Source organism: Polaribacter sp. 20A6 (assembly GCF_011378915.1).
In the GTDB taxonomy this organism is placed as follows: domain Bacteria; phylum Bacteroidota; class Bacteroidia; order Flavobacteriales; family Flavobacteriaceae; genus Polaribacter; species Polaribacter sejongensis.
Genome location: NZ_WTPZ01000010.1, coordinates 1 through 24,527, shown reverse-complemented (window position 1 = coordinate 24,527; position 24,527 = coordinate 1). Strand labels below are relative to the sequence as shown.

The window sequence follows — 24,527 nt, the reverse complement described above, 5'->3', positions numbered from 1 at the left end:
AAATTAATTCAATATTTTTAACAATAAATTCGGATTAGGGCAATTATTTTTATAAAATGCTATATTTTCTTTGGATGACACTCCAGGATAATCTCCAAAATTATCTTCTAAATCTCTAATAATTTGAAAGTGTAAATGTGGTGCATACTCTCCGTTTACAGATGAATCTCCTAAATACCCAATAGTATTCCCTTGTAAAACAGTGTCGCCAATTTTTATATTTTCTATGGATTTTAAAGATAAATGCCCATATAAAGTATAGAATACTTCTTTTTTAATTTGATGTTTTAATATAATAGTCGGACCATAATCTCCGTAATTCTTATTATTTTTAAAACTATGGATTTCCCCATCCAAGACCGCTAATACTTTGGTGTTTTCTTTACACCATAAATCAATACCTAAATGAATGTTTCTTTTTTCATTTTCTGATACATTTTTAAAATAATCACTTCTGTCGTAAATATTTCTTTTTTCTAAATAACCTCCAAAACCTATTTTAGCTTTATTCTTCTCTAAAAACGATTTTAAATATACTTCCCATTCCAATGAAGAAGAGATATCAAAATTTAATAAATCTTTATTTTTGGATGAAATTATGATTGGATAATAACTTTCTAAAGAAATTGTTGCATCAATTACAGGTAAAGGCACTTTTGATATTTCATTTAAAAACTGATTGAATTTTTCTGTATTCATAATTGCAGGTAACAAAAAAACTCTCGAATTTCTTCGAGAGTTTTATATTTAAAACGCTTAAATTTTAAGCATTTTCTTTTTTAATTAAGTTTAAGGCAGAACCTTCATTATACCATTCAATCTGACCTTGATTATAAGTATGGTTTGTAACAACCATATCTTTAGATCCATCTGCATGAACAACTTCTATAGTTAAAGGTTTATCTGGTGCAAATTCATTTAAATCTACAAAGTTGAACGTATCATCTTCCTGAATTAAATCGTAATCTGCTTCATCATTAAATGTTAAACCTAACATTCCTTGTTTCTTTAAGTTGGTTTCATGAATTCTAGCAAAAGATTTTACTAAAACAGCAGCAACACCTAAATGTCTAGGTTCCATTGCAGCGTGCTCTCTAGAAGAACCTTCACCATAATTATGATCTCCAACCACAATAGATTTTATACCTGCAGCTTTATAAGCTCTTGCAGTATCTGGTACACCACCAAACTCACCTGTTAATTGGTTTTTAACAAAATTGGTTTTCATACCAAAAGCATTTACAGCTCCTATTAAACAGTTGTTAGAAATATTATCTAAATGTCCTCTATAACGCAACCAAGGTCCCGCCATAGAAATGTGATCTGTAGTACATTTACCAAATGCTTTTATTAATAATTTTACACCTGTTAAATTATTTCCTAAAGGTGTAAAAGGCTCTAATAACTGTAATCTGTCAGAATCATCTTTTACAGCAATTTGAACATGACTTCCATCTTTTTCTGGAGCTAAATACCCGTTATCATCTACAGCAAATCCTTTAGGTGGCAACTCCCAACCTGTTGGTTCATCTAACATTACCTGTTCTCCATTTTCGTTGATTAACGAATCTGTCATTGGGTTAAAGTCTAAACGACCAGCAATAGCAATTGCAGCTGTTAATTCTGGTGAAGCTACAAACGCATGTGTATTAGGATTACCATCTGCACGCTTTGCAAAGTTTCTATTAAAAGAATGTACTATACTATTTTTTGGAGCATTTTTTGGATCATCATAACGCGCCCATTGTCCGATACATGGTCCACATGCATTGGTGAAAATTTTAGCATCTAATTTTTCAAAAATTTGAATAATTCCATCACGAGCAGCCGTAAAACGAACTTGCTCAGAACCTGGGTTTATCCCTAATTCAGATTTCATTTTTATGCCTTTATCAATTGCTTGTTGTGCAATTGAAGAAGCTCTAGATAAATCTTCATACGAAGAGTTGGTACAAGAACCTATTAGTCCCCATTCTACTTTTAATGGCCAATCATTGTCATTAGCAGCCTTTGCCATATCAGTTCCTACTTTTGTAGATAAATCTGGCGTAAAAGGTCCGTTTAATAATGGTCCTAATTCAGACAAATTAATTTCTATAACTTGGTCAAAATATTCTTCTGGGTTTGCATACACTTCTGCATCACCTGTTAAATAGTCTTTTACTTCATTGGCTGCATCAGCAACATCACTTCTGTCTGTAGCGCGTAAATAACGTTCCATAGATTCGTCGTATCCAAAAGTAGAAGTAGTTGCTCCTATTTCTGCCCCCATGTTACAAATAGTACCTTTACCTGTACAAGACATAGAGGTAGCTCCTTCACCAAAATATTCTACAATAGCTCCTGTTCCTCCTTTTGCAGAAACAATACCTGCTACTTTTAAAATAACATCTTTTGGTGCAGTCCAACCAGACAATTTACCTGTTAACTTCACTCCTATTAATTTAGGAAATTTTAATTCCCAAGCCATACCCGCCATCACATCTACAGCATCTGCACCACCAACACCAATAGCAACCATTCCTAGTCCACCAGCATTAACTGTGTGAGAATCTGTACCAATCATCATTCCTCCAGGAAATGCATAATTTTCTAAAACTACTTGGTGAATAATTCCTGCACCTGGTTTCCAAAAACCTAATCCGTATTTATTAGAAACAGATTCTAAGAAGTTAAAAACTTCGTTACTTGTATTTAGAGCAGATTGTAAATCCATACTTGCTCCGTTCTTAGCTTGTATTAAATGATCGCAATGCGTTGTTGTAGGTACTGCAACTTTACTTTTACCAGCTTGCATAAATTGCAACAATGCCATTTGTGCAGTTGCATCTTGTAAAGCAATTCTATCTGGTGCAAAATCCACATAATCTTTACCTCTAACATATGCTTTGTTAGCCTTTTTGTCCCACAAATGTGAATACAATATTTTCTCAGATAAAGTTAAAGGTTTACCTGTTAGTTTACGAGCAACATCCACACGTTCTACAACGTTAGAATACACTTTTTTAATCATATTAATATCAAATGCCATAAGATTTATATATAATTTAGTTGTTAATAATTAATAGTACACTAAGATACAAAAATATCTAATAGTTTTATAACTGAATTTTACTTAGAAAAGATTTAATACTGATAGTGAAATAGATAATTTTGATAGAAAATAGTTGCTTGGAATAAGCAATTACTCCAAAAGAGGCTAATTGCTCGGGGTAGGGATTGAAGTGAAAATCCTTTTTGAGAAGTATGAACAAAAAGATTGTAATAGAAAGCCCGACCACGCTTTTTTAGGCGTGGGAACCTCCAAAAACCTAAAACGAAATAACTTCTTTTTCTTATAGGTTATCATTATTAAAGACGAATATTTAACCATCAAGACCTCACAGATTTTTAAAACCTGTGAGGTCTATAAACATTAATAAGTTAGATAAATAAGAACAAAAAAAGTCTGAGCTTTAAACTCAGACTTTTATATATAATTTTTAACCTTAAGATTATCTCACTAATTGTTTTTGAGATGGTTTAAATTTAGTTAATACAATACCGTCTACAGCTGCCTCGTATTCTGCCATAGTTGGTGTTCTACCTAAAATTGTAGACAATACAACTACTGGTGTAGAAGATAATAAAGATTCTCCTTTTTTCTCTCCAGAATCTTTAACAACTCTTCCTTGGAATAAACGTGTAGATGTTGCCATTACTGTATCTCCTGGTGCTGCTTTTTCTTGATTCCCCATACATAAGTTACAACCTGGACGCTCTAAATATAACATATTTTCGTATCCTGTACGTGCTACTCCTTTTGGTGCGTTGTCATCAAATTCGAAACCAGAATATTTTACTAAAACATCCCAATCTCCTTCTGCTTTTAACTCATCTACAATATTATAGGTTGGTGGTGCAACTACTAAAGGCGCTTTAAATTCAACTTTACCATATTGAGCTTCCACGTTCTTTAACATTTGAGCTAATATTTTCATATCACCTTTGTGAACCATACAAGATCCTACGAAACCTAAATCTACTTTTTTGGTTCCTCCGTAGTAAGATAATGGTCTGATGTTATCATGTGTATAACGTTTAGAAACATCATCATTATTTACATCTGGATCCGCAATCATTGGTTCTGCGATTTCATCTAAATCGATAACAACCTCTGCATGATACTTAGCATTTGCATCTGGTCTTAAAGAAGGTTTAATTCCTGTTTTAAGTTCTACAATTCTATTTTCTGCTTTTTCAACTAAACCTTTAAGAACTTGACCTGCATTGTCCATTCCTTTATCAATCATGATTTGGATACGCCCTTTTGCAATCTCTAAAGATTCAATTAAAGTATCATCTTCAGAAATACAGATAGATGCTTTTGCTTTCATCTCTGCAGTCCAATCTGTAAATGTAAATGCTTCATCTGAAGTCAATGTTCCAATATGAACCTCAATGATTCTACCTTGGAAAACGTTTTCTCCACCAAATTGCTTTAACATTTGAGATTGTGTAGCGTGTACTACATCACGGAAATCCATATAAGATTTCATTTGTCCTTTAAAAGTAACTTTTACTGATTCTGGAATTGGCATAGAAGCCTCACCTGTAGCTAATGCTAAGGCAACCGTTCCTGAATCTGCTCCAAAAGCAACACCTTTAGACATACGTGTGTGAGAATCTCCACCAATAATAATATCCCAATCTCCTACTGTTAGATCGTTTAATACTTTATGGATAACATCTGTCATTGGGAAATATTTCCCTTTAGGATCACGACCAGTAATTAAACCGAAGTCGTTCATAAACTTCATTAACCTTGGTATGTTTGCTTTCGATTTATCATCCCAAACTGAAGCTGTATGACAACCAGATTGGTAAGCTCCATCTACAATTGGAGAAATCACTGTAGCAGCCATCATTTCTAATTCTTGAGAAGTCATTAAACCTGTAGTATCTTGAGAACCTACAATGTTTACTTCTACACGAACATCTGAACCTGCATGTAAAACTGCACCTGGAGTTGTACCAACCGCATTTTTATTGAATATTTTTTCAACAGCTGTTAAACCTTGTCCTTCAATAGAAATTTCTTTTGATGGTGCATAAACTGGCACTACATCTATACCTAATACTTTAGAAGCAAAGGTTTGTAGTTTTTTACCGAAAACAACAGCGTAAGAACCACCTGCTTTCATAAACTCCATTTTTTGTGGTGTAAATGCTGCAGAAATATCTTTTAATTCTGTATCTCCGTTATATAATTTTTTCTCTTTTGTATTAATTGTAAGTACTGTTCCTGTTGCAACAGAATACTCTTCTTTTAAAACAGGATCTCCGTTTTCATCACGAATGGTGTTTCCTTCTGCATCTTTTTGTTGTATCCAGTTTTTAAGATCTAAACCAATACCACCAGTTACACCTACAGTTGTTAAGAAAATTGGAGAAATTCCGTTTGTTCCAGCAATTACCGGCGCAATATTAATAAATGGTACATATGGGCTAGATTTAATACCTGTCCATAATGCTACGTTATTTACACCAGACATTCTAGAAGAACCAACTCCCATTGTTCCTTTTTCAGCAATTAACATCACTCTTTTATCTGGATGCTGTGCTTGTACTGCTTTTAATTCTGCTTGTTGTTCTTTATTGTGCTCAAATAAACACTGACCGTGTAATTCTCTGTCTGAACGTGAATGTGCATCACCACCTGGAGATAATAAATCTGTAGAGATATCACCAACTCCGGCGATAAATGTTACCACATCTATTTTTTCGTCAATTTCTGGTAATTTTGTAAAAAATTCCGCTTTAGCGTAACTTTTAATAATATCTATGGCAATTTTATTACCGCTATTAAATGCCTCTTCTAAACGAGTTGTATCTGCTTCGTAAAGAAAAACTTGTGTTTTTAATACATCTGCTGCTTGTTTTGCAATGTCAGCATCTGATCCTAAGGCTAAATCTAATAGCACTTTTACAGATGGTCCACCTTTCATGTGTGATAATTGCTCAAAAGCAGAAGAAGTTGTAATTTCTTTTACGATTGATTCACCTAAAATAATTTCTTTTAAAAATTTAGCTTTTACTACAGCAGCACTTGTAGTTCCTGGTAAAACATTATATATAAAAAAGTTCAAAGATTCTTCTCTGTACTCGTTTTCTAAATCTTTAATTTGTTCAATGATTTTGCTTAGTAATTCTGCACCATCAATTGGTTGTGGATGAAGCCCCTGTTCTTTACGTTCTTCTATCTGCTTAAGGTAGTCTTTATAAATACTCATGAAAGAAATCTTTAGTTACTGTAGGCCTTTTTAATTCTTATAAACGAAAAGACAAACTGTAAAATTATTTATTTATTTTAGTATGACAAACTTACATTTTTTATATTAAAATTAAAAGATAAATAATAGATTGCGTAAATTAATGAATAAAAAAAAGTTATTCGGTAAAACACTGATTTTAAATCAACAAAAAGGATTGTTTGTTGATTTATTTTGAAGTTTTAATAATTATATAGAAAATGCAGACTAATAAGCCGAATCCTGTACCTTAAAAAGGTTCTTATCATTTATCTAGAGTTACAATTACTCGTAACTTCTATCTGCCTACCCTTTAGAATCGAGCGAGTAGCTCTCAAGCTCTAATTTACATGGCATTGCACCTCATAGAGTTTACCTGGTTTCACTACAGCCTAACTGTACATTCTTTCTGTTGCACTGGTCCTCAGCTCTCGCTGGACGGATGTTATCCGCTATGATACTCTTTGGTGTCCGGACTTTCCTACTTGTAAAAACAAGACGATAAGATAAGTCTGCAATTTCTATATTATAGTATAAATTTATCTTTAGTCATAAAAAAAACCCACTCATAAATGAGTGGGAAAAATTGCTATGAAAAAGAAAAAGTGTTGCCGATAAAATCAGCAACACTACAAATGTACATTAAATATTTAAATAAAATACAACTTATTTTAAAAAGTCACCTATTTATTTAAAATTAACATTTTATTAAGAGAACATGTCTTTTACTTTTTCAAAAAATGACTTGTCAGATTTATTTGGACTTGGTCTAAAATTCTCGTTGTCAGACATTTTATCAAAGAATTGTTTTTGTTCTTTATTCAATTCTTGTGGTGTCCAAACATTAATATGTATTAAGAAATCTCCAGTACCATATCTTTCTATACTTGGTAAACCTTTCCCTTTTAATCTTAAAATTTTACCAGATTGTGTACCAGCATCAATTTTAATTTTTACTTTACCTGTAACAGTATCAACTTCTTTGCTTGTTCCTAAAACAGCTTCAGAGAAATTTACATATAAATCAAAATGAATATTGGTTCCTTCTCTCTTTAAATAATCATGAGGAACTTCTTCAATTAATACTAATAAATCTCCAGCAACAGAGTTTTTACCAGGAGCTTCATTACCCTTTCCTCCTACTTTTAACTGTACGCCTTCTGTAACTCCTGCAGGAATATTAATTGGTACAGTTTCTTCTTTTATAATTAAACCTTGTGCATCTGCTTCACTTGGTTTTGTGCTAATAATTTCTCCAGCACCAGAACAAGTACCACAAGTAGTTGCAGTTTGCATTCTACCTAAAATTGTATTGGTAACTCGCATTTGTTGTCCAGAACCATTACACGTAGTACAGGTTTTATAAGTAACTCCGTCTGCTTGTACTTTACGTCTAACTTTTACTTTCTTTTCTACTCCTTTAGCTATTTCTTCTAAAGTAAGTCTTACACGAATTCGCATATTACTTCCTTTAACTCTAGCTTGTCGCTGACCTCCGCTACCGCCAAAACCACCAAAGCCGCCTCCGAAGCCACCGCCTCCGCCGCCAAAGATATCACCAAACTGACTAAATATGTCATCCATATTCATGCCGCCTCCGCCGAAACCGCCGCCACCTTGTGGACCTTCAAAACCTGCATGACCATATTGATCATAACGAGCTTTTTTGTTTTCGTCACTTAAAACTTCATAAGCTTCTGCAGCTTTCTTAAAATTTTCTTCAGCAGTTTTATCATCCGGGTTTTTATCCGGGTGATATTTGATCGCCATTTTTCTATAACCTTTCTTTATTTCTGCTTGAGTTGCAGATTTTGAGAGACCTAATATTTCGTAAAAATCTTGTTTTGCCATTTTTTATTTTTAATTTTCAGTATTTAGTCATAGTTTTCAGTTCTCACTGCTCACTGTCATTAATACTTCTTTAGTTTACAACATTAGTTTTGCATATGTGCTCACTTTAATTGTAAACTGAATACTTTTTTACTGTCCGATAACCACTTTAGGATAACGAATAATTTTGTCGCCTAATTTGTATCCTTTTTCAACACAGTCAATTACTTTTCCTTTTAAATCGTCTGATGGTGCAGGAATTTGTGTAATTGCTTCATGAATTTCAGCATCAAAAACATCACCAGCTTTAGTTTCTACTATAGACAATCCTTTTAATTCTAAAGTGTTAAATAATTTTTGATAAATTAACAACACTCCTTTTCTTAATTCTTCTGCCTCTTTATCATCTTCAATATGTGACAGAGCACGTTCAAAATCATCTATAATTGGCAGTAAAGATGTCATTAAATCTTGTCCAGCAGTTTTAAATAATTCTATTCTTTCTCTAGAAGTTCTCTTTTTATAGTTTTCGAACTCAGCAAACAAACGTAAAAACTTATCTTTTTCAGTTTGAAGTAACTCTTCTGTTGTAGGTTCTGCTTTTACAACTTCAACTTCAACTTCTTGATTTTCTTCAACTTGAACAGTTTCTTGTTCGTTCTTTATTTCTTCTTCTTGGGTGTTATCTTTCTTACTCATTATCTTTGTAATCGTTAAAATGTCTACTATTAAAAGGCAAAAACGTTGCCAACAAAAAAATAGTGTCAGATTGACACTATTTTTAACTTCTTTATATTTTAACATGGCTCCAATTTTCTCCAGATTTAATTCTATGAATTTGCATATCTGAAACTCCAAATCGTTTGGCAATCATAGTAATTCTTGTTCTTTTATTTTTGAGTTGCCTTTTTATAATTTTCACTTTCCCTTCTGTAAGTTTATAACTAGTTTTTTTATTTTTAATAGCTTCTATAAACACAGGATTTTTAAACTGATGCAACTCTTTCTCTCTTTTAGTTGCCCACTTTAAATTCTCTACAGTATTATCTGTTTTGTCGTAATTTTTATGTAAAACATAAATTTGATCTTCGTTTTCTTTTTCTATAAAATGCTCTGCCACCAATTTATGCACATATCTACTTGTAGATTTGTTATTAGCAATTTGCTTTACATAAATAGTTTCATATCCATTTATAAAACTCTTATTTCTTAAAAATTCTTTATCTTCTTTAAAATAAAGCACTCTTCCAAAATTAGAAATCTTAAATTTTTTTACATCAGAAATTTTCTCATCAAATTTAATATGCTTCCATTCTTCTTTCCACAAACTTCTTATCATGACTTAAAAGTATTTTTAAATTAATAAAAAACTTTTCCTTATTCAGCAATTCTTTCAATTTTAGCGCCAATAGATTTTAAACGAGCTTCAATATTCTCGTAACCTCTATCTATTTGTTCTATATTATTTATTATTGATGTTCCTTTAGCAGATAAAGCAGCAATTAATAATGAGATACCTGCTCTAATATCTGGTGATGTCATTTTAGTCGCCTTTAAAGAACTTTCAAAATTCATACCAATTACAGTAGCTCTATGTGGGTCGCACAAAATTACTTTCGCCCCCATATCTATCAATTTATCAACAAAAAACAAACGGCTTTCAAACATTTTTTGATGTATTAAAACAGTTCCTTTTGCTTGTGTTGCTATCACCAAAACGATACTCAATAAATCTGGCGTAAACCCAGGCCAAGGAGCATCTGCAACGGTTAAAACAGAACCATCTATAAAATTCTGTATTTCATACGATTCTTGTGCAGGAATATAAATATCATCTCCTTTTCTTTCTAGTGTAATTCCTAATTTTCTAAATACATTAGGTATTTGCCCTAAGTTGTCCCAACTAACATCTTTAATGGTTAATTCAGATCTTGTCATTACTGCAACACCAATCCAAGAACCAATTTCAATCATATCTGGTAAAACTCTGTGCTCACAACCACCAAGAGCATCTACTCCTTCTATGATTAGTAAGTTAGAGCCAATCCCTGAGATATTAGCGCCCATAGAATTCAACATTTTACATAACTGTTGAATGTAAGGTTCACAAGCGGCATTGTAAATTTTTGTAGTTCCTGTAGCTAAAACAGACGCCATTAAAATATTAGCGGTTCCTGTTACAGAAGCTTCATCTAATAACATATCTACACCAAATAATTCCTCTGCTTCTACTCCGTAAAAATGTTCTTCTTTATTATAACGGAACTTTGCTCCTAATCGTATAAATCCTTCAAAATGGGTATCTAAACGTCTACGACCAATTTTATCTCCTCCAGGTCTAGGAATATATCCTCTCCCAAAACGAGCTAAAAGTGGACCAACTATCATAATAGAACCACGCAAAGAACTTCCGTCTCTTTTAAAATCTGCAGATTCTAAATATTCTAAATTGATTTCATCCGCTTGAAAAGCATAAGAATTTCTACTTAATTTTTCTACTTTTACTCCTAATTCACCAAGAATAAAAATTAGTTTGTTAACATCAATAATATCTGGAACGTTATTTACAACAACTCTTTCTGGGGTTAATAAAACCGCACAAAGTATTTGTAAAACTTCGTTTTTTGCTCCTTGTGGAGTAATGGTTCCGTTTAATTTATGACCGCCTTCAATTTTAAATGATGCCATATACTAATATCTTTTTCTATTTTTATTTTGATTGCTATGCTGTGGTTTCTTATAAGTGCCTTTAGTAGCGGTAGTCCCCTGTCCTTGTGTACGTGGCTTTCTTAACAAGTTTTTACTTTCAGAAAGTTCTTCTTCTGTATTTCTTAAATCTAATTTACCATCAGATAAATCGAATAAATGCTTAAAAATTACAGCATCATCTACAGTATCTTTATTCCAATTTAAATAACACTTTTTCATGTGATTTGCAATGGTAAATACCAAAGCTTCTTTTTTCTCTCCTTCTTCCCAACTTAAAGCAATATCTATCATTGTTTGAATATTATTACCATAGTAACGATATCTAGATGCAGATTTAGGGTATGCTAATCCTTCTGGTTTTTCTTGTAATTCTTCTTTTGATGGTTGTGGGTATGGAGATTCTACATCTAATTTAAAATCTGCCATAATATATAACTGATCCCAAAGTTTGTGTTTAAAATCTGGAACATCACGTAAATGTGGTTGCAAATTTCCCATAACATCTACAATAGCTTTTGCCATTTTATCGCGTTCATCTTTAGTTTCTAAAGCCAAACAATGGTCTACTAATTTTTGTATATGTCTGCCGTATTCTGGTATTATCATTAACGGTCTTCCTGAATTGTATTCTAAATCGAATGTCATTTTTATATTTTTGAGAAGTGTTCTCGATACATTTTCCTTTATCATTTTAACCAAAAGAAAACACTAGAACTGAAAAATTATAGTTTGTAGTTATTTAACGTTGCAAAATAACAATTTATTTTTAGTTTTTAGGATTCATTTTTAATTAGATTCCCTTTTTCAAGGGAAAGACAGTTTAAATGACAATTAAAAACACCGTTTAAGATAGTCTTTTGCTATCCAATTACTTTTAATTTGGCAAATTGAAGTAATAATTTCTTTTTACCAACAGTACCAAATTTAATTTCTGCTTTTTTATTTGGTCCATTTCCTTCTAATCCAATTACCTCTCCTGTACCAAATCTATTGTGCTCTACAAAATTACCCACAACAATATTACCATCAAATAAATTAGGTTTTGAGGTTGCTTGAGATACCTTTTTTAGATTTTTAGGAATAATAATTTCTTTTTTCTTCACCAAATCACGTTCCATTTTTTTACGTTGAATCGGTTTTTGAAAACGAATTCCTTTTGGAGCATCATCAAAAATACTTTTATCTACAAAGTTATTGATTGCTGGGTTGGTACTTTTTGGAGTGATGTAATTTAGATACTGATCATCTATTTCCTCTAAAAATCTACTAGGTTCTGCATCTACCAATTTTCCCCATCTATAACGGGTTTGCGCATAACTTAAATAAGCTACTTTTTCTGCCCTTGTTATGGCTACGTAAAACAACCTTCGCTCCTCCTCTAATTCACTTCGCGTATTCATGCTCATTGCGGAAGGAAATAAAGATTCCTCTAATCCAACAACATACACATACATATACTCCAATCCTTTAGACTGGTGAATCGTCATTAAAGAAACAGATGGTTTGTCATCTTCTTTTTTAGCATCAAAATCTGTTGCCAACGCCACATCTTCTAAGAAAGTAGTTAAAGAAGTATCGCCACCTTCTTCAATTTTATCCGTAATAAAATCTTTAATTCCGTTTAAAAGTTCTTGAACGTTTTCTACCTTACTAACTGCTTCTGGCATTCCGTCTTTTTCTAAATCTTTTATTAATTGTGCCTTTTTTACAACTGTTTCAGCAATTTCGAATGCATTTTTTGTTTGCGATTCTACTTGCAAACTTTGCATCATTGTCATAAAATTACGAAGCTTATTTTTAGTCCCCGTATTTATTTTTAAATCTATTTTATCGATATATTTAATAATATCGAAAATAGATTTTTTATAATGATTTGCAGCTATTGTTAACCTATCTATGGTTGTTGCACCAATTCCTCTTGCAGGATAATTGATAATTCTTTTTAACGCTTCTTCATCATTCGGGTTGATTAAAATACGTAAGTAAGATAAGATATCTTTTATTTCTTTCCTTTGATAAAAAGAGATTCCTCCGTAAATTTTATAATCAATTCCTTTTTTACGCAACGCATCTTCAATAGCTCTAGATTGTGAGTTTGTTCTATACAAAACACAAAAATCATCTGGAGTTAATTGATGGTTCATTTGGTTTTCCCAAATGGATTGAGCTACAAAACGTCCTTCTTCTCCGTCGGAAATGGTACGCATTACATTTATAGCTTCTCCAGGATCATTAGAGGTCCAAACTTCTTTATCTAATTTTGTTTTATTTTTCTCGATTACAGAATTTGCTGCATTAACAATATTACTTGTAGAACGGTAATTTTGCTCAAGTTTAAAGGTTTTTACATCCGGATAATCTTTCTGGAAATTTAATATATTCTGAATATTTGCGCCCCTAAAACTATAGATACTCTGAGAATCATCTCCAACCACACAAATGTTACCAAATTTGTCTGCCAAAGCTCTCACAATAATATATTGAGAATGATTTGTATCTTGATACTCATCTACCATTATATACCTAAAACGATCTTGGTATTTTGCCAAAGTTTCTGGAAAACGAGCTAATAACTCATTGGTTCTTAACAATAAATCATCAAAATCCATTGCACCAGCCTTAAAACATCTGTCTACATAGGTTCTATAGATATTACCAACTTCAGGTCTACTTGCATGTAAATCTGCTTCTTGTAATTCTGGGTTATTAAAATAGGCTTTAACCGTTATTAAACTATTTTTAAAGGAAGAAATTCTACCTAAAATTTGTTTTGGTTTGTATTGCTCTCTATTTAAATTTTTCTCTTTAATTATTGCTGATATTAAACGAACAGAATCTTGAGAATCGTAAATTGTAAAATTAGTTGGAAACCCCAATTTATCTGCCTCAGTACGTAAAATTCTAGCAAAAACGGAGTGAAAAGTTCCCATCCACAGATTTCTAGATTCACTATTACCTACAACACTGGCAATTCTTGCCTTCATTTCTTTGGCTGCCTTGTTGGTAAATGTAAGTGATAAAATGTTAAAAGAATCTACGCCTTGCTTCATTAAATGCGCAATTCTATAGGTTAATACACGTGTTTTACCAGAACCCGCACCAGCAATAATAATCATGGGTCCGTCTTTCTGTAAGACAGCCTGTCTCTGTGGTTCGTTTAAAGAATCTAAATATGTGCTCAATGGTTTATTTTAAAGGAATTTGAAAGCGTGAAATTAACCAAACTATTCGTTTATATAAAAGAAGATGAATACTATTTATTCACAATTTTTACATAAGAAAACCCAAAGATATCTGTCTAAGAACAGATAAACACAATTATCTGCCCACAGACAGATAATTTAAAATATCTGCTTACAGGCAGATAATATTGTTATTTAGCTTAATAATTGATATATTAGCTAAAAATTAAGATTTACAAATGACAAGTATTTTAACAGGCGACATCATCAATTCTAGAAAGAAGGATGATAATTTTTGGTTAGAAACGCTAAAAGAGGCGTTAAGTACTTTTGGTGACTCTCCAAAATATTGGCAGATTTACAGAGGAGATAGTTTTCAATTAGAAATAGAAAACTGTGAAAATGCATTTTACGCAGCTTTAAAATTGAAATCTCATCTAAAATCTATAGAAAATATCGATGTTAGAATCGGAATCGGAATCGGAGAAAAAGAATTTAATGTTCCTGAAATTACAGCATCTAACGGAGAAGCTTTTATAAATTCTGGTTATGCATTTGACACCTATCTAAAGAAGCAAACCATTGCTATAAAAACTCCCTGGCAAGAAGTTGATGCAGAACTAAATATAGCTTTTGATTTGGCTTTATTAACCATGGATTCTTGGACAAAAAACTCTGCAGAAGTATTTAAAATATCTTTAGAAAAGGAAAATAGCACACAAAATGAAATTGCAGCTCTTTTAGGAATTACACAAGGACGTGTTAGTGAACGCCAAAAACGTGCTGGATTTGAACCTATTATGAAACTAGAAAAACGTTTTAGAAAAATTATCAATCAAAAAATAAAAAAAGAAATGGAATTCCAAGTATATGAAGAAAATGATATTTTATCTGATACAATAAAAAAATTAAAGGTTCGTACTGAAAATAGAAAAAAAGAAATGGATAACTTTAAATATACTCTAAATGATGAAAATAATGTAAAAATTGAAAATATAATTAAAAAAGAAAAATCAAAATGATTTTATTTCTAAAACTTTTATTAGCTCACATTTTAGGCGATTTTGTTTTTCAACCAGAAAAATGGGTTAAAAACAAAGAAGAAAAGAAGGTAAAGTCGGTAAAGTTATATTATCACATTGCGCTTCATGCATTATTTTTAGTATTGATACTTCAATTTAACCTTAAAGAATACTGGCTTGCTTTTCTATTAATTATAATATCTCATTATAGTATAGATCTTTTAAAACTCTATCTACAGAAAAAGAAAACAAAACGAATTTGGTTTTTTATAGATCAAGTTTTACATCTTACCATATTAGTATTTGCTACTTCCTTTTATGTAGATTTTTCTTTATCAACAGAAAACCTCATAACAGATCAACTCTTATTATTGATTATCTTTTTACTGTTGGTTATTTTTGTTTCTGCAATTATCATCAAAATAATAATTACACAATGGAATCCTGAAAGTAAAAAAGAAAATGATGATTCTCTTGCAAAAGCAGGTCGTTATATTGGAATTCTAGAACGTTTGTTTGTTTTTACGTTTGTAATTACCAATCATTGGGAAGCTATCGGCTTTCTACTAGCAGCAAAATCTGTTTTTAGGTTTGGAGATTTAACATCATCAAAAGACAGAAAATTGACGGAATATATTTTAATTGGTACTTTATTAAGTTTTGGTATTGCTATCTTTTTAGGAGTATTATATTTGTACACTTTAAAATTCATCTAATTTATGGAAGACAAACTAATAGAAAGTATTGCTTATATTCTACCCGCTGTGATAACTGGTTTAGTTGCCTATTATATTTTTAACAGATTGATCATAAAGCTAAGTTCTGATGAAAAAATAGCGCTACTATCTCAAAGAAAAAAAGAAGCTTTACCTATAAAACTACAAGCTTACGAAAGGATGTTGTTGTTTTGTGAGCGTATTAACCCTGTTAAAATGTTGGTGAGAATTAAACCAATTACAGAAGGCACTCAAGATTATTTACAATTGTTGATTGCAAATATAGATCAAGAATTTGAACACAATTTAGTACAGCAAATGTATATTACAGATGATACCTGGACAGCAGTTGTAGCTACAAAAAATACTATTATTAATAAATTAAGACAAGTTGCAGAAACGGCAAAAACAGCTAATGAATTGCGCGAAAAGGTGATTATAGACTACTCTAAAACATTACCACCAACAGATACCGCTATTAGTTTTATTAAAAATGAAGTGAAAAAATTATTGTAAAAAAAAAGACCATCTAAAATAGATGGTCTTCTTCCTCTTTTCGAAAATAGCAAATTTCCCTTTGTTAAAACTGAAGTCTTACTCCTAATTTCAAGTTTCTACCACGTGTAGAAAATCCTAAAATATCATCGTAATCTTCGTTTAAAATATTTGTAACTCCACCAAATAAAGTTACAGTATCTTCTAATAATTTATAATTAGCCGCAAAATCTAATACTTGGTAACTCTCTAAAGTAACATCTTCTCCAGCAGTTCCAAAAGAACCATACCTATCAAAAATACTTCTATCACCTACATTTTTATAAGTAATATTAAAGAATGTATTTGTAAAAGCATTTACATCTAAACCAGCTACAAATTTATTTGCAGGAATATAATCGTTAAAATCTTCTGTATTATCTTTATCTACATACGTATAAGACGCGTTAACAGTTAAAAATTTAAGAGGCGTAATATTTGTATTTATTTCCAAACCATTTGCATCAGAAGAACCATTACCATATTTGTAAGTAGCATTATCATAAATAATTGCATCTTCCTCTTTTCTATTAAAATAAACCATATCAAACTGAAGCCAATCTTTATAATTTACATCAAAACCTGCTTCAAAAGTTTCATTAGATTCTGGTTTTAAATCTAAATTACCAGAAAAACCATCATATAATTGATACAAACTTGGTGTAATAAAAGCTGTACTATAAGAAGTTAATAATTTAATAGAAGCATTTTCATTCTTTAAAACTGAGTACGCAAGATTCCCGTCATAAACTGCATGATTACCATATACATTATGAATATTTAATCGTCCACCTACATTGGCACTTAAACCAAAATCTGTTATATACACTACACTTGCATAAGGATCTACAGTATTAAAATTTGCAATTCCTTTTTCAATTTCTGCAAAAGGAGTAACTGTATTATTACTGTGAATTTGATAATTTAAACCTGTAATTAATTGAATTTTACCATCCTTAAAATCATATCTATTTACTAAATCTAAATTTACACTTCTACCAACAAATTCGTAGTTGTCTAAAGTACCAGCAAAAGAATTGAATTGCTCTAAATTTCTTTCTACCACATTTGCAGAAGCTAATAAGTAAACTTCTCCTTTATTATAAGTGTATTTTGGTTTTACACCAACTCTAAACTGCTCTTGATCTCCTGTATTTACATCACTATCAGAAAAAGCCCCTGCGTCAAAATCATAATCAAAATCATCATAATTTAAGAAAGTCTCTATAGAAAACTTATCATTTACTGCATAACCTAATTTTAACAATGCATTTTTACTGTAAAAACTATCATTTTCATAAACAGCATTTGTTTTACTTTTTGCAGCAGACATTCCGTCTGTTCCAGTAATACTAAAAGAACCTAAGAAATTAAGTTTCCCTAAAGTACCGTTTAAACTTACGTTTTGGTTGTTATCAGACAATCCGCTTCCTTTAACATTTGCGGTATTATTTGTACCAACACTTGTTTCAAAAGAACCAGAAATTTTATCTTCTGATGCTTTCTTTAAAACAACATTAATAACTGCAGTAGCTGCTCCAGAACCGTATAATGTAGATGATGCACCTTTTAAAATTTCAATAGACTCTATTTGACTAACGGCTAATAAACGTAAATCGAATTGTTGATTAATTGCAGATTGATCTGTAACCGGCACACCATCAATTAAAACTAAAACTTGCCTATTTCTTCCTCCTCTAATATTAATACTTCTTGGTTCTGATGCATTAGAATTTACACCTCTAACATCAATACCAACAACATTATTTAGAATTTCAATAACATTTTTACCAGCATTTTGTTGCAATTCTTTTTGAGTAATTTTCTGAATTACCTTACCGGTATTCTCTTTTTTTAGATTGAATTTTGTTGCTGTAACAACAACTTCATCTAAAGCCTCTACTTTTTCTTTTTGCTGTGCAAAAAGATTTGTGCTAGCAAAACTACATGCCAAAACACCAACAATTAATAATTGTTTTTTCATTTTTAATGATTTAATTTAAGTCTTCTTCTTTTACAAGAAAACAATAATGATTACTCCTTGTTAAACAAGGAATCTAAATAAATCAGGTAAATTTGTGTACAAAATAGAATTAGTACATAAACCTTTATCCCGAAAGTTTTAAACTCGTGATTTATGGCAGGTTTCCTGACTCGTTTTATGTTATTATACCTTCCCAACAAAAAAATGTCAGTGGTAAAAGAATTAATAACATCCTCTAAAGAGGTACTAAATGATGCTGAAATAAACTCAGCACAAGCTTAGTATAAACTTACAGTTGCGGGAACAGTTCTGGATTTCAACCAGATTCCCTTTTAATTCGATGTAAATTATTTCTACATCAAAACCAAAATCGTTGCAAATATATATGCATTCTTATGAACAATCTAATTAATTCGTTTCCAAATTTTATACCTTTAAGGATTGATAATTTTGATAGAAATGAGAATAGAAAATGAATTAAAGTTAGGTTTTAAAGATGTAATGATTCGCCCAAAACGATCTACATTAAAATCGAGATCACAAGTAAGTTTAGAAAGAGAGTTTACTTTTTTACACAGCGATGTTGTTTGGAAAGGAATTCCTATAATGGCTGCAAATATGGACACTGTTGGTACTTTTGAAATGGCAAAAGCACTTGCAAAACATGGCCTTTTCACTGCAATTCATAAACATTATTCTATAGAAGAATGGAGAGAATTTGCAGCAAAAGCTGATGAAAAAATACTAAACAATATTGCCGTTAGTACCGGAACAGGTAAAGACGATTCTGAAAAAGTAAAAGAAATTTTATCTGAATTTCCTCAAATAAACTTTATCTGTGTTGATGTTGCTAACGGCTACTCAGAACATTTTGTGAATTTTGTTCAGAAAATGCGTAAAGATCACCCTAATAAAGTAATTATTGCAGGTAATGTAGTTACTGGAGAAATGGTAGAAGAATTATTATTAGCTGGCGCTGATATAATTAAAGTAGGTATTGGTCCTGGTTCTGTTTGTACAACACGTGTAAAAACAGGGGTTGGTTATCCGCAACTTTCTGCTATTATAGAATGTGCAGATGCAGCACATGGTATGGGCGGACAAATTATTTCTGATGGTGGCTGTAAAATTCCTGGAGATTTATCTAAAGCATTTGGTGGAAGTGCTGATTTTGTAATGTTAGGCGGCATGCTTGCTGGACATGAAGAAAGCGGAGGTGAACTGATTGAAAAAAATGGAGATAAATTTAAAGCTTTTTACGGAATGAGTTCTACAACTGCCATGAACAAACATGTTGGTGGCGTTGCAAATTATAGAGCATCCGAAGGAAAAACGGTTGAAGTTCCTTACAGAGGAAATGTAGATGATACTGTTATAGATATTTTAGGCGGAATTAGGTCTACATGTACGTATGTTGGTGCAAGCAGGCTGAAAGAATTGACTAAAAGAACTACTTTTATTAGAGTTCAAGAACAAGAAAATCAAGTGTATTCATAATGAAAAACATAAAGTTAATTCCTGTTTTATTATTTTTATTGATAACAGTTTCTTGTAAGAAAGAGATTGTTAAAGTTGATAATCATACACAAGCAGAAAGTAGTATTAAATACGCTAAGGGATTTGATATTGTAGAGGATAATGGCGTTAAAAAGTTGGTTATAAAATCTGCCTATCAAAATTCTAAAGAAGTTTCTGAATATATTATTAAAAATAAATCAGAAAAAAATACACCTTTAGAAAATACCATCTATACTCCTATTCAAAAAATTGTAGTTACTTCTACAACTCATATTCCTATGGTTGAGTTGTTAAACGAAGAAACCTCAATTATCGGTTTTCCCTATGCTAGATATGTATCATCAGAAAAAACAAGACAGTTAATTGATGCAGGAAAAATAAAAGAAATAGGTAAAGAAACCTCTTTAAATACTGAAATACTATTAGACTTACAACCAGAACTAGTAGTTGGTTATAGTGTTTCTTCGGCAGACAAAAGCTTAACGACTATACAGAAAGCGGGAATAAACGTAATTTATAATGGAGATTGGTTAGAAGAAACTCCTTTAGGAAGAGCAGAATGGATTAAGTTTTTTGGTGTTCTTTTTGATAAAGAAAAACAAGCTGATAGTATTTTTAAAGTAATTGAAAGTAATTATTTAGTAGCAAAACAAATCGCACTAAAATCAACCAAAAAACCAACCATTTTGTCTGGTGCAATCATGAGTAAAGATATTTGGAATTTACCTGCAGGTGAAAGTTTTGTAGCACAATTTATAAAAGATGCAAACCTTAACTACTTATGGAAACACACAAAAGGAAAAGGAAGTTTGTCTTTAAGTTTTGAAAGTATTTTTGATAAAGGTCAAAATGCTGAATATTGGATTTCTCCAGGGTTCTTTTCTACCAAAGAACAATTATTACAAAGTAATAAAATTTATGCAGAATTTGATGCTTTTAAAAATGATGAAATTTACACTTCAACAATTAAGAAAGGAAAAACGGGCGGAATTATATATTATGAATTAGCTGCCACGAGACCTGATTTAGTTTTAAAAGATTTTATTAAAATTACAAATCCAGATTTATTACCCGATTATAAAATGACATTTTTTGAGAAAATGAAATAAAAAAAGACCTTCAATAGAAATATTGAAGGTCTTTACAATTAAAATTATTGGGGGGTTAATTTTATATTTCAAATGTACTATATATAATAACTAATTCTATTTATTTTATGGGTAGTATTTGGGTAGTATTTGGGTGGTTTACCTTAAAACCCTAGTGTTTTATGACTTTTTTAATGTTAAAGCTTCTTTTCTGTTTTTAATATCTAATTTTAAATAAATATTTTTCACATGAAATTTTACAGTATTTACAGAAATATTTATTTCAGCTGCTATTTCTTTATTTGATTTACTGCAGACTATTAAGTCAAAAATCTCCCTTTCTCTTAAACTCAAATTATTTAAATCTACTTTTAAAGCTTCTTCTTGTATTGTACGATGTTTTATCTCTTTAGAAAACTTTCTAATTTCATTTTTCATAAAGAAATTATATTTCCTTAAATCTTTTTCCCAAAACAAAACAGCAAATGATAATACTATAATTTGTACAAAGCCTCCTATTTTTAAATTGGTAGCATTTGTTTCTAATAATGAAACTCCAAAATTCTTTAAAACGAAAAAATCTAACCCACTAAATAATGAAATGGCATAAGAAAACACAAAGAGCTTCGTGTAGTTATTTTTATTAAAAAGTAGAACACCTAAAAACCAATAGATAAATAAAAGTAGTAGTGTAAAAACACTTAGAATTATATATAATTGATTTACTCTTAAAATAAAAAATGAGATTACTAATAAAACGATTATCAAAAACAAAGCAAAAGTATATTTCTTTACTTTTGGAAAATACTTATCTAACAAGAGAAAACTATTTCCAAATTTTAAAGAAGCATAGCTTAATAAAATGTAATCTAATAGAATTAGGAGTTCTATTTTTTTCTGGTCAACATTAAAAAAATTTAAGAAACCGTCAAAAATCACGAAAATAAAAGTGATAGTCGTTAATAAAAAAGCATGGTAAAAAAAGGAAGAGTCTTTAAAAAAGTAATAATAATTGATACTAAAAAGAATCACTAAAAAAGCAACTCCGTAATAAAAACCATTAATACTTAATTGTAGTTTTTCTTTAAAACTCCCCTCACCAACGGTACTCAATACTACAGGAAAATAAGAACTAAAATTAGAATTCGCTTTTATAAATACTGGGTCTTCTCTAGAAAACATAAAAGAAACATATCTTTCATTATTTAATTTAGAAATCTCATTAAAGTTTTGATATGCATGAACATTAATCGCTCTAATATTTTTTATTCTAAAAAGATAGTCTAAAGCCGTAGTTTTAGCAGGTATCTTAAACCAAAAAGTAGCACTAGAGTGTTTCTCTAAAACCTCTTTTTTTAAAGGTTTAAATTCTGCTTTATTAATATTTTTATAACTGAAACTACTATTAGTATCTTTAAAATAATAAACACCAGATTGAGCAAAAGTTTTAAATCCAATAATAAAAAGAAAGATTAATAATAGTTTAATTTTCATTCGTAGTTTTTTTCAAGTACAACATCTTACACATACATATAAGAAACTAAAAAACAATAAATTAAGAAAAACTACTACTAAATTTTAAATAAACACAATACACTTTTTTAATATTAACGTAAATTTTCTTTTTATGAATTAGCACTTAAAAATAGCTTAAATTTTTAAAACTTCTTTTCTACTTTTAATATTTAATTTTCCATAAATATTTTTGACATGAAATTTAACGGTATTTACAGAGATATTTACTTCAGCTGCTATTTCTTTATTTGATTTACTGGATACAATTAAATTAAAAATTTCTCTTTCTCTAAAACTTAAAACATCTAACTTTACCTTTATAGGTTCCTCTTGTAATGTAAGTTGTTCTATTTCTTCAGAAAACTTTATAATCTCCTGCTTCATTAAAGAGTTATACTTTCTTAAATCCTTTTCCCTATATATCACAGCAAATGAAAGGATTATAATCTGTATAAAACCACCAATTTTTAAGTTAGTGGCATTGGTTTCAAATAAAGAAATTCCGAAATTTTTTAAAATATAAAAATCTATTCCGCTAAACAATATAATTACATAAGAAAACGTAAATAATTTAGTATGCGTATTTTCCTTAAAAAGTAATACACCTAAAAACCAATATACAAATAAAAGTATTGCTGTTAAAATACTTAAGATTATATATAAATCATTCTTTTTAAAAATTAAAAATAAAATTACAAACAGAATAATACCAGCACCTATGATATAGGTATAATTTTTTACTTTAGGATAATAATCATCTAATAACAGAAAACCATTAGCAAATCTAGAAGAGCAATAAGCGAGTATCACATAATTTAAAAGAATTAAAAATTCAATATTTTTTTCATCTACATTAAATAAATGCAAAATACCATCTGATAAAATAAAACTAAGCGTTAAGCTTGCCAATAAAAAGGCATGATATAAAAATGAATTGTCTTTAAAAAAATAGAAATAATTAATACTGAACAGAATTACCAAAAAAGCGACTCCATAATAAAAACCATCAATCAGTAATTGTATTTTTTCTTCAAAAGCAGCATCTTCCACTGTATTTAATTCAACAGGAAAATAGGAACTAAAATTAGAACTAACTTTTACATACATTGGCGATTCTCTAGAAAATTTAAAAGATGAATACCTTTGGTTTCTCAACTTTTTAATTTCTCTTAAATTTTGATACGCCTTTGCATTAGTGGCTCTTATACTTTTAATTCTAAATATATAATTTAAGTCAGTATTATTAGCAGGGATTTTAAACCAGAAAGTAGCTTCAGACTTTTTTTCTAAAACTTCTTTATCTAAGGGTTTAAATTCTTCTTGAGCAATGTTCTTATAAGTTAAACTGCTATTAGCATCTTTAAAATAATAAACATCAGACTGAGAAAAAGTTTTAAACCCAACTATAAAAAGAAATATTAAGAGTAATTTAATTTTCATTATTAGTTTTTTTCACATAGAAGACCTTATATAGATAGACATATAAGAAACCAAACAATAACATAAGAAAAATATCTACTACGTTTTAAATAAATACTTTATAAATTGTTTTAATATTAACGTAAATTTTCCTTTTTATGAATTGAACTTACATATTACTAAAATAGTTTAAATTTTTAAAACTTCTTTTCTACTTTTAATATTTAATTTTCCATAAATATTTTTGACATGAAATTTAACTGTATTTATAGAGATATTTAAATCATCTGCAATTATTTTATTTGATTTCCCTAAAACGATTAAATCAAATATTTCTTTTTCTCTAATGCTTAGATTACCTATACTATCTGAATTAGAATCGTCTTTTATATTAACAGAAAGAACTTCAATTTCTCTAGAATAGTTTATGATTTCATTTTTCATAAAATCATTTTCTTTAATTAACATTTTCATTCTATACAGCACTCCAAAAGAAAGAATTATCATTTCAAAAAAAGCACCAATTTTAATAGATATAGAATCAATATTTATCACCGTTATTCCAATAAATTTTAAAATAAAAAAATCAATTGCAGAGAATAAAAGAAGAGACTCTGCAAAAACCAAAATTTTTGTATAAATATTTTTATTGAGTTATACGTTTAGCTTCTGTTTTATTTGATTTTGATAAACTGGTTTGGCAACTACCATTCTTTCAAT

The 24,527-nt window shown here is 30.1% G+C and carries 18 protein-coding genes, 1 other RNA gene and 1 riboswitch; of the genes, 5 read left to right on the top strand and 14 right to left on the bottom strand.

The genetic code is table 11. The features are described from left to right. Nucleotides 1-3: 3 nt before the first annotated feature. The 10 genes from GQS57_RS16820 to GQS57_RS16775 form a co-directional block, all read right to left on the bottom strand. Nucleotides 4-699, bottom strand: a complete 696-nt coding sequence (locus GQS57_RS16820; protein ID WP_165734046.1) for a peptidoglycan DD-metalloendopeptidase family protein — start codon at nucleotides 697-699, stop codon at nucleotides 4-6. Between the two features lie 64 nt (nucleotides 700-763). Beyond that, complete coding sequence (locus tag GQS57_RS16815; RefSeq protein WP_165734044.1) at nucleotides 764-3,031, bottom strand: aconitate hydratase; 2,268 nt, start codon at nucleotides 3,029-3,031, stop codon at nucleotides 764-766. Between the two features lie 463 nt (nucleotides 3,032-3,494). Then, on the bottom strand, nucleotides 3,495-6,272 hold the full coding sequence (locus GQS57_RS16810) for a bifunctional aconitate hydratase 2/2-methylisocitrate dehydratase (protein WP_165734042.1): 2,778 nt from the start codon (nucleotides 6,270-6,272) through the stop codon (nucleotides 3,495-3,497). Nucleotides 6,273-6,506: 234 nt separating this feature from the next. Then, an RNA gene (gene rnpB / locus GQS57_RS16805) (RNase P RNA component class A) lies at nucleotides 6,507-6,809 on the bottom strand. A gap of 189 nt (nucleotides 6,810-6,998) precedes the next feature. Next, entirely contained in the window at nucleotides 6,999-8,141 is a 1,143-nt protein-coding gene (gene dnaJ / locus GQS57_RS16800) for a molecular chaperone DnaJ (RefSeq protein ID WP_165734040.1), read from the bottom strand. Nucleotides 8,142-8,270: 129 nt separating this feature from the next. Further along, nucleotides 8,271-8,819 carry a nucleotide exchange factor GrpE gene (locus tag GQS57_RS16795; protein WP_165734038.1) on the bottom strand — a complete coding sequence of 183 codons (549 nt, stop codon included), beginning with the start codon at nucleotides 8,817-8,819 and terminating at the stop codon, nucleotides 8,271-8,273. A 91-nt stretch (nucleotides 8,820-8,910) separates the two neighbouring features. Next, nucleotides 8,911-9,459: an HNH endonuclease gene (locus GQS57_RS16790; protein ID WP_165734037.1), complete on the bottom strand. Its 549-nt coding sequence runs from the start codon at nucleotides 9,457-9,459 to the stop codon at nucleotides 8,911-8,913. 38 nt (nucleotides 9,460-9,497) lie between these two features. After that, on the bottom strand, nucleotides 9,498-10,808 hold the full coding sequence (gene murA / locus GQS57_RS16785; protein WP_165734035.1) for a UDP-N-acetylglucosamine 1-carboxyvinyltransferase: 1,311 nt from the start codon (nucleotides 10,806-10,808) through the stop codon (nucleotides 9,498-9,500). Nucleotides 10,809-10,811: 3 nt separating this feature from the next. Further along, nucleotides 10,812-11,474 carry a DUF4290 domain-containing protein gene (locus GQS57_RS16780; protein ID WP_165734032.1) on the bottom strand — a complete coding sequence of 221 codons (663 nt, stop codon included), beginning with the start codon at nucleotides 11,472-11,474 and terminating at the stop codon, nucleotides 10,812-10,814. A 215-nt stretch (nucleotides 11,475-11,689) separates the two neighbouring features. Continuing rightward, the gene (locus GQS57_RS16775; RefSeq protein ID WP_165734030.1) at nucleotides 11,690-14,011 is read right to left on the bottom strand and encodes an ATP-dependent helicase; all 2,322 of its coding nucleotides are present in this window, start codon (nucleotides 14,009-14,011) and stop codon (nucleotides 11,690-11,692) included. A 239-nt stretch (nucleotides 14,012-14,250) separates the two neighbouring features. Here GQS57_RS16775 and GQS57_RS16770 point away from each other — a divergent pair, with 239 nt between their 5' ends. The 3 genes from GQS57_RS16770 to GQS57_RS16760 are packed head-to-tail and all read left to right on the top strand — an operon-like array spanning nucleotide 14,251 to nucleotide 16,265. After that, nucleotides 14,251-15,033, top strand: a complete 783-nt coding sequence (locus GQS57_RS16770) for a sigma factor-like helix-turn-helix DNA-binding protein (protein WP_165734028.1) — start codon at nucleotides 14,251-14,253, stop codon at nucleotides 15,031-15,033. Further along, nucleotides 15,030-15,749: a DUF3307 domain-containing protein gene (locus GQS57_RS16765; RefSeq protein WP_165734026.1), complete on the top strand. Its 720-nt coding sequence runs from the start codon at nucleotides 15,030-15,032 to the stop codon at nucleotides 15,747-15,749. The genes GQS57_RS16770 and GQS57_RS16765 overlap by 4 nt, the downstream gene beginning before the upstream one ends. Nucleotides 15,750-15,752: 3 nt before the next feature. After that, the gene (locus tag GQS57_RS16760) at nucleotides 15,753-16,265 is read left to right on the top strand and encodes a hypothetical protein (protein ID WP_165734024.1); all 513 of its coding nucleotides are present in this window, start codon (nucleotides 15,753-15,755) and stop codon (nucleotides 16,263-16,265) included. Nucleotides 16,266-16,329: 64 nt separating this feature from the next. Here GQS57_RS16760 and GQS57_RS16755 read toward each other — a convergent pair whose 3' ends face one another. Then, nucleotides 16,330-18,267, bottom strand: coding sequence for a TonB-dependent siderophore receptor (locus tag GQS57_RS16755; protein ID WP_165734022.1), 1,938 nt, complete (start codon nucleotides 18,265-18,267; stop codon nucleotides 16,330-16,332). Nucleotides 18,268-18,404: 137 nt separating this feature from the next. Next, nucleotides 18,405-18,651: riboswitch (cobalamin riboswitch) on the bottom strand. 75 nt (nucleotides 18,652-18,726) lie between these two features. Here GQS57_RS16755 and GQS57_RS16750 point away from each other — a divergent pair. Together GQS57_RS16750 and GQS57_RS16745 are read left to right on the top strand one after the other, a co-directional pair. Then, a complete protein-coding gene (locus GQS57_RS16750) occupies nucleotides 18,727-19,764 on the top strand; it encodes a GMP reductase (RefSeq protein ID WP_165734020.1) in 1,038 nt (345 codons plus the stop codon). Continuing rightward, entirely contained in the window at nucleotides 19,764-20,894 is a 1,131-nt protein-coding gene (locus GQS57_RS16745) for an ABC transporter substrate-binding protein (RefSeq protein ID WP_165734018.1), read from the top strand. Before GQS57_RS16750 ends, GQS57_RS16745 begins: the two co-directional genes overlap by 1 nt. Before the next feature lie 159 nt (nucleotides 20,895-21,053). On the opposite strand, the gene GQS57_RS16740 is transcribed toward GQS57_RS16745, so the two are convergent. The 3 genes from GQS57_RS16740 to GQS57_RS16730 form a co-directional block, all read right to left on the bottom strand. Beyond that, entirely contained in the window at nucleotides 21,054-22,367 is a 1,314-nt protein-coding gene (locus tag GQS57_RS16740) for a LuxR C-terminal-related transcriptional regulator (protein ID WP_165734016.1), read from the bottom strand. Nucleotides 22,368-22,523: 156 nt separating this feature from the next. Next, complete coding sequence (locus GQS57_RS16735; protein ID WP_165734014.1) at nucleotides 22,524-23,828, bottom strand: LuxR C-terminal-related transcriptional regulator; 1,305 nt, start codon at nucleotides 23,826-23,828, stop codon at nucleotides 22,524-22,526. Between the two features lie 168 nt (nucleotides 23,829-23,996). Further along, the gene (locus tag GQS57_RS16730; RefSeq protein ID WP_205860290.1) at nucleotides 23,997-24,362 is read right to left on the bottom strand and encodes a helix-turn-helix transcriptional regulator; all 366 of its coding nucleotides are present in this window, start codon (nucleotides 24,360-24,362) and stop codon (nucleotides 23,997-23,999) included. Between the last annotated feature and the right edge of the window lie 165 nt (nucleotides 24,363-24,527).

Bases quoted from the DNA above. Each gene is read 5' to 3' on its own strand.
- GQS57_RS16820 (WP_165734046.1), bottom strand. From the start codon at position 699: ATGAATACAGAAAAATTCAATCAGTTTTTAAATGAAATATCAAAAGTG.
- GQS57_RS16815 (WP_165734044.1), bottom strand. From the start codon at position 3,031: ATGGCATTTGATATTAATATGATTAAAAAAGTGTATTCTAACGTTGTA.
- GQS57_RS16810 (WP_165734042.1), bottom strand. From the start codon at position 6,272: ATGAGTATTTATAAAGACTACCTTAAGCAGATAGAAGAACGTAAAGAA.
- dnaJ (WP_165734040.1), bottom strand. From the start codon at position 8,141: ATGGCAAAACAAGATTTTTACGAAATATTAGGTCTCTCAAAATCTGCA.
- GQS57_RS16795 (WP_165734038.1), bottom strand. From the start codon at position 8,819: ATGAGTAAGAAAGATAACACCCAAGAAGAAGAAATAAAGAACGAACAA.
- GQS57_RS16790 (WP_165734037.1), bottom strand. From the start codon at position 9,459: ATGATAAGAAGTTTGTGGAAAGAAGAATGGAAGCATATTAAATTTGAT.
- murA (WP_165734035.1), bottom strand. From the start codon at position 10,808: ATGGCATCATTTAAAATTGAAGGCGGTCATAAATTAAACGGAACCATT.
- GQS57_RS16780 (WP_165734032.1), bottom strand. From the start codon at position 11,474: ATGACATTCGATTTAGAATACAATTCAGGAAGACCGTTAATGATAATA.
- GQS57_RS16770 (WP_165734028.1), top strand. From the start codon at position 14,251: ATGACAAGTATTTTAACAGGCGACATCATCAATTCTAGAAAGAAGGAT.
- GQS57_RS16765 (WP_165734026.1), top strand. From the start codon at position 15,030: ATGATTTTATTTCTAAAACTTTTATTAGCTCACATTTTAGGCGATTTT.
- GQS57_RS16760 (WP_165734024.1), top strand. From the start codon at position 15,753: ATGGAAGACAAACTAATAGAAAGTATTGCTTATATTCTACCCGCTGTG.
- GQS57_RS16755 (WP_165734022.1), bottom strand. From the start codon at position 18,267: ATGAAAAAACAATTATTAATTGTTGGTGTTTTGGCATGTAGTTTTGCT.
- GQS57_RS16750 (WP_165734020.1), top strand. From the start codon at position 18,727: ATGAGAATAGAAAATGAATTAAAGTTAGGTTTTAAAGATGTAATGATT.
- GQS57_RS16745 (WP_165734018.1), top strand. From the start codon at position 19,764: ATGAAAAACATAAAGTTAATTCCTGTTTTATTATTTTTATTGATAACA.
- GQS57_RS16740 (WP_165734016.1), bottom strand. From the start codon at position 22,367: ATGAAAATTAAACTATTATTAATCTTTCTTTTTATTATTGGATTTAAA.
- GQS57_RS16735 (WP_165734014.1), bottom strand. From the start codon at position 23,828: ATGAAAATTAAATTACTCTTAATATTTCTTTTTATAGTTGGGTTTAAA.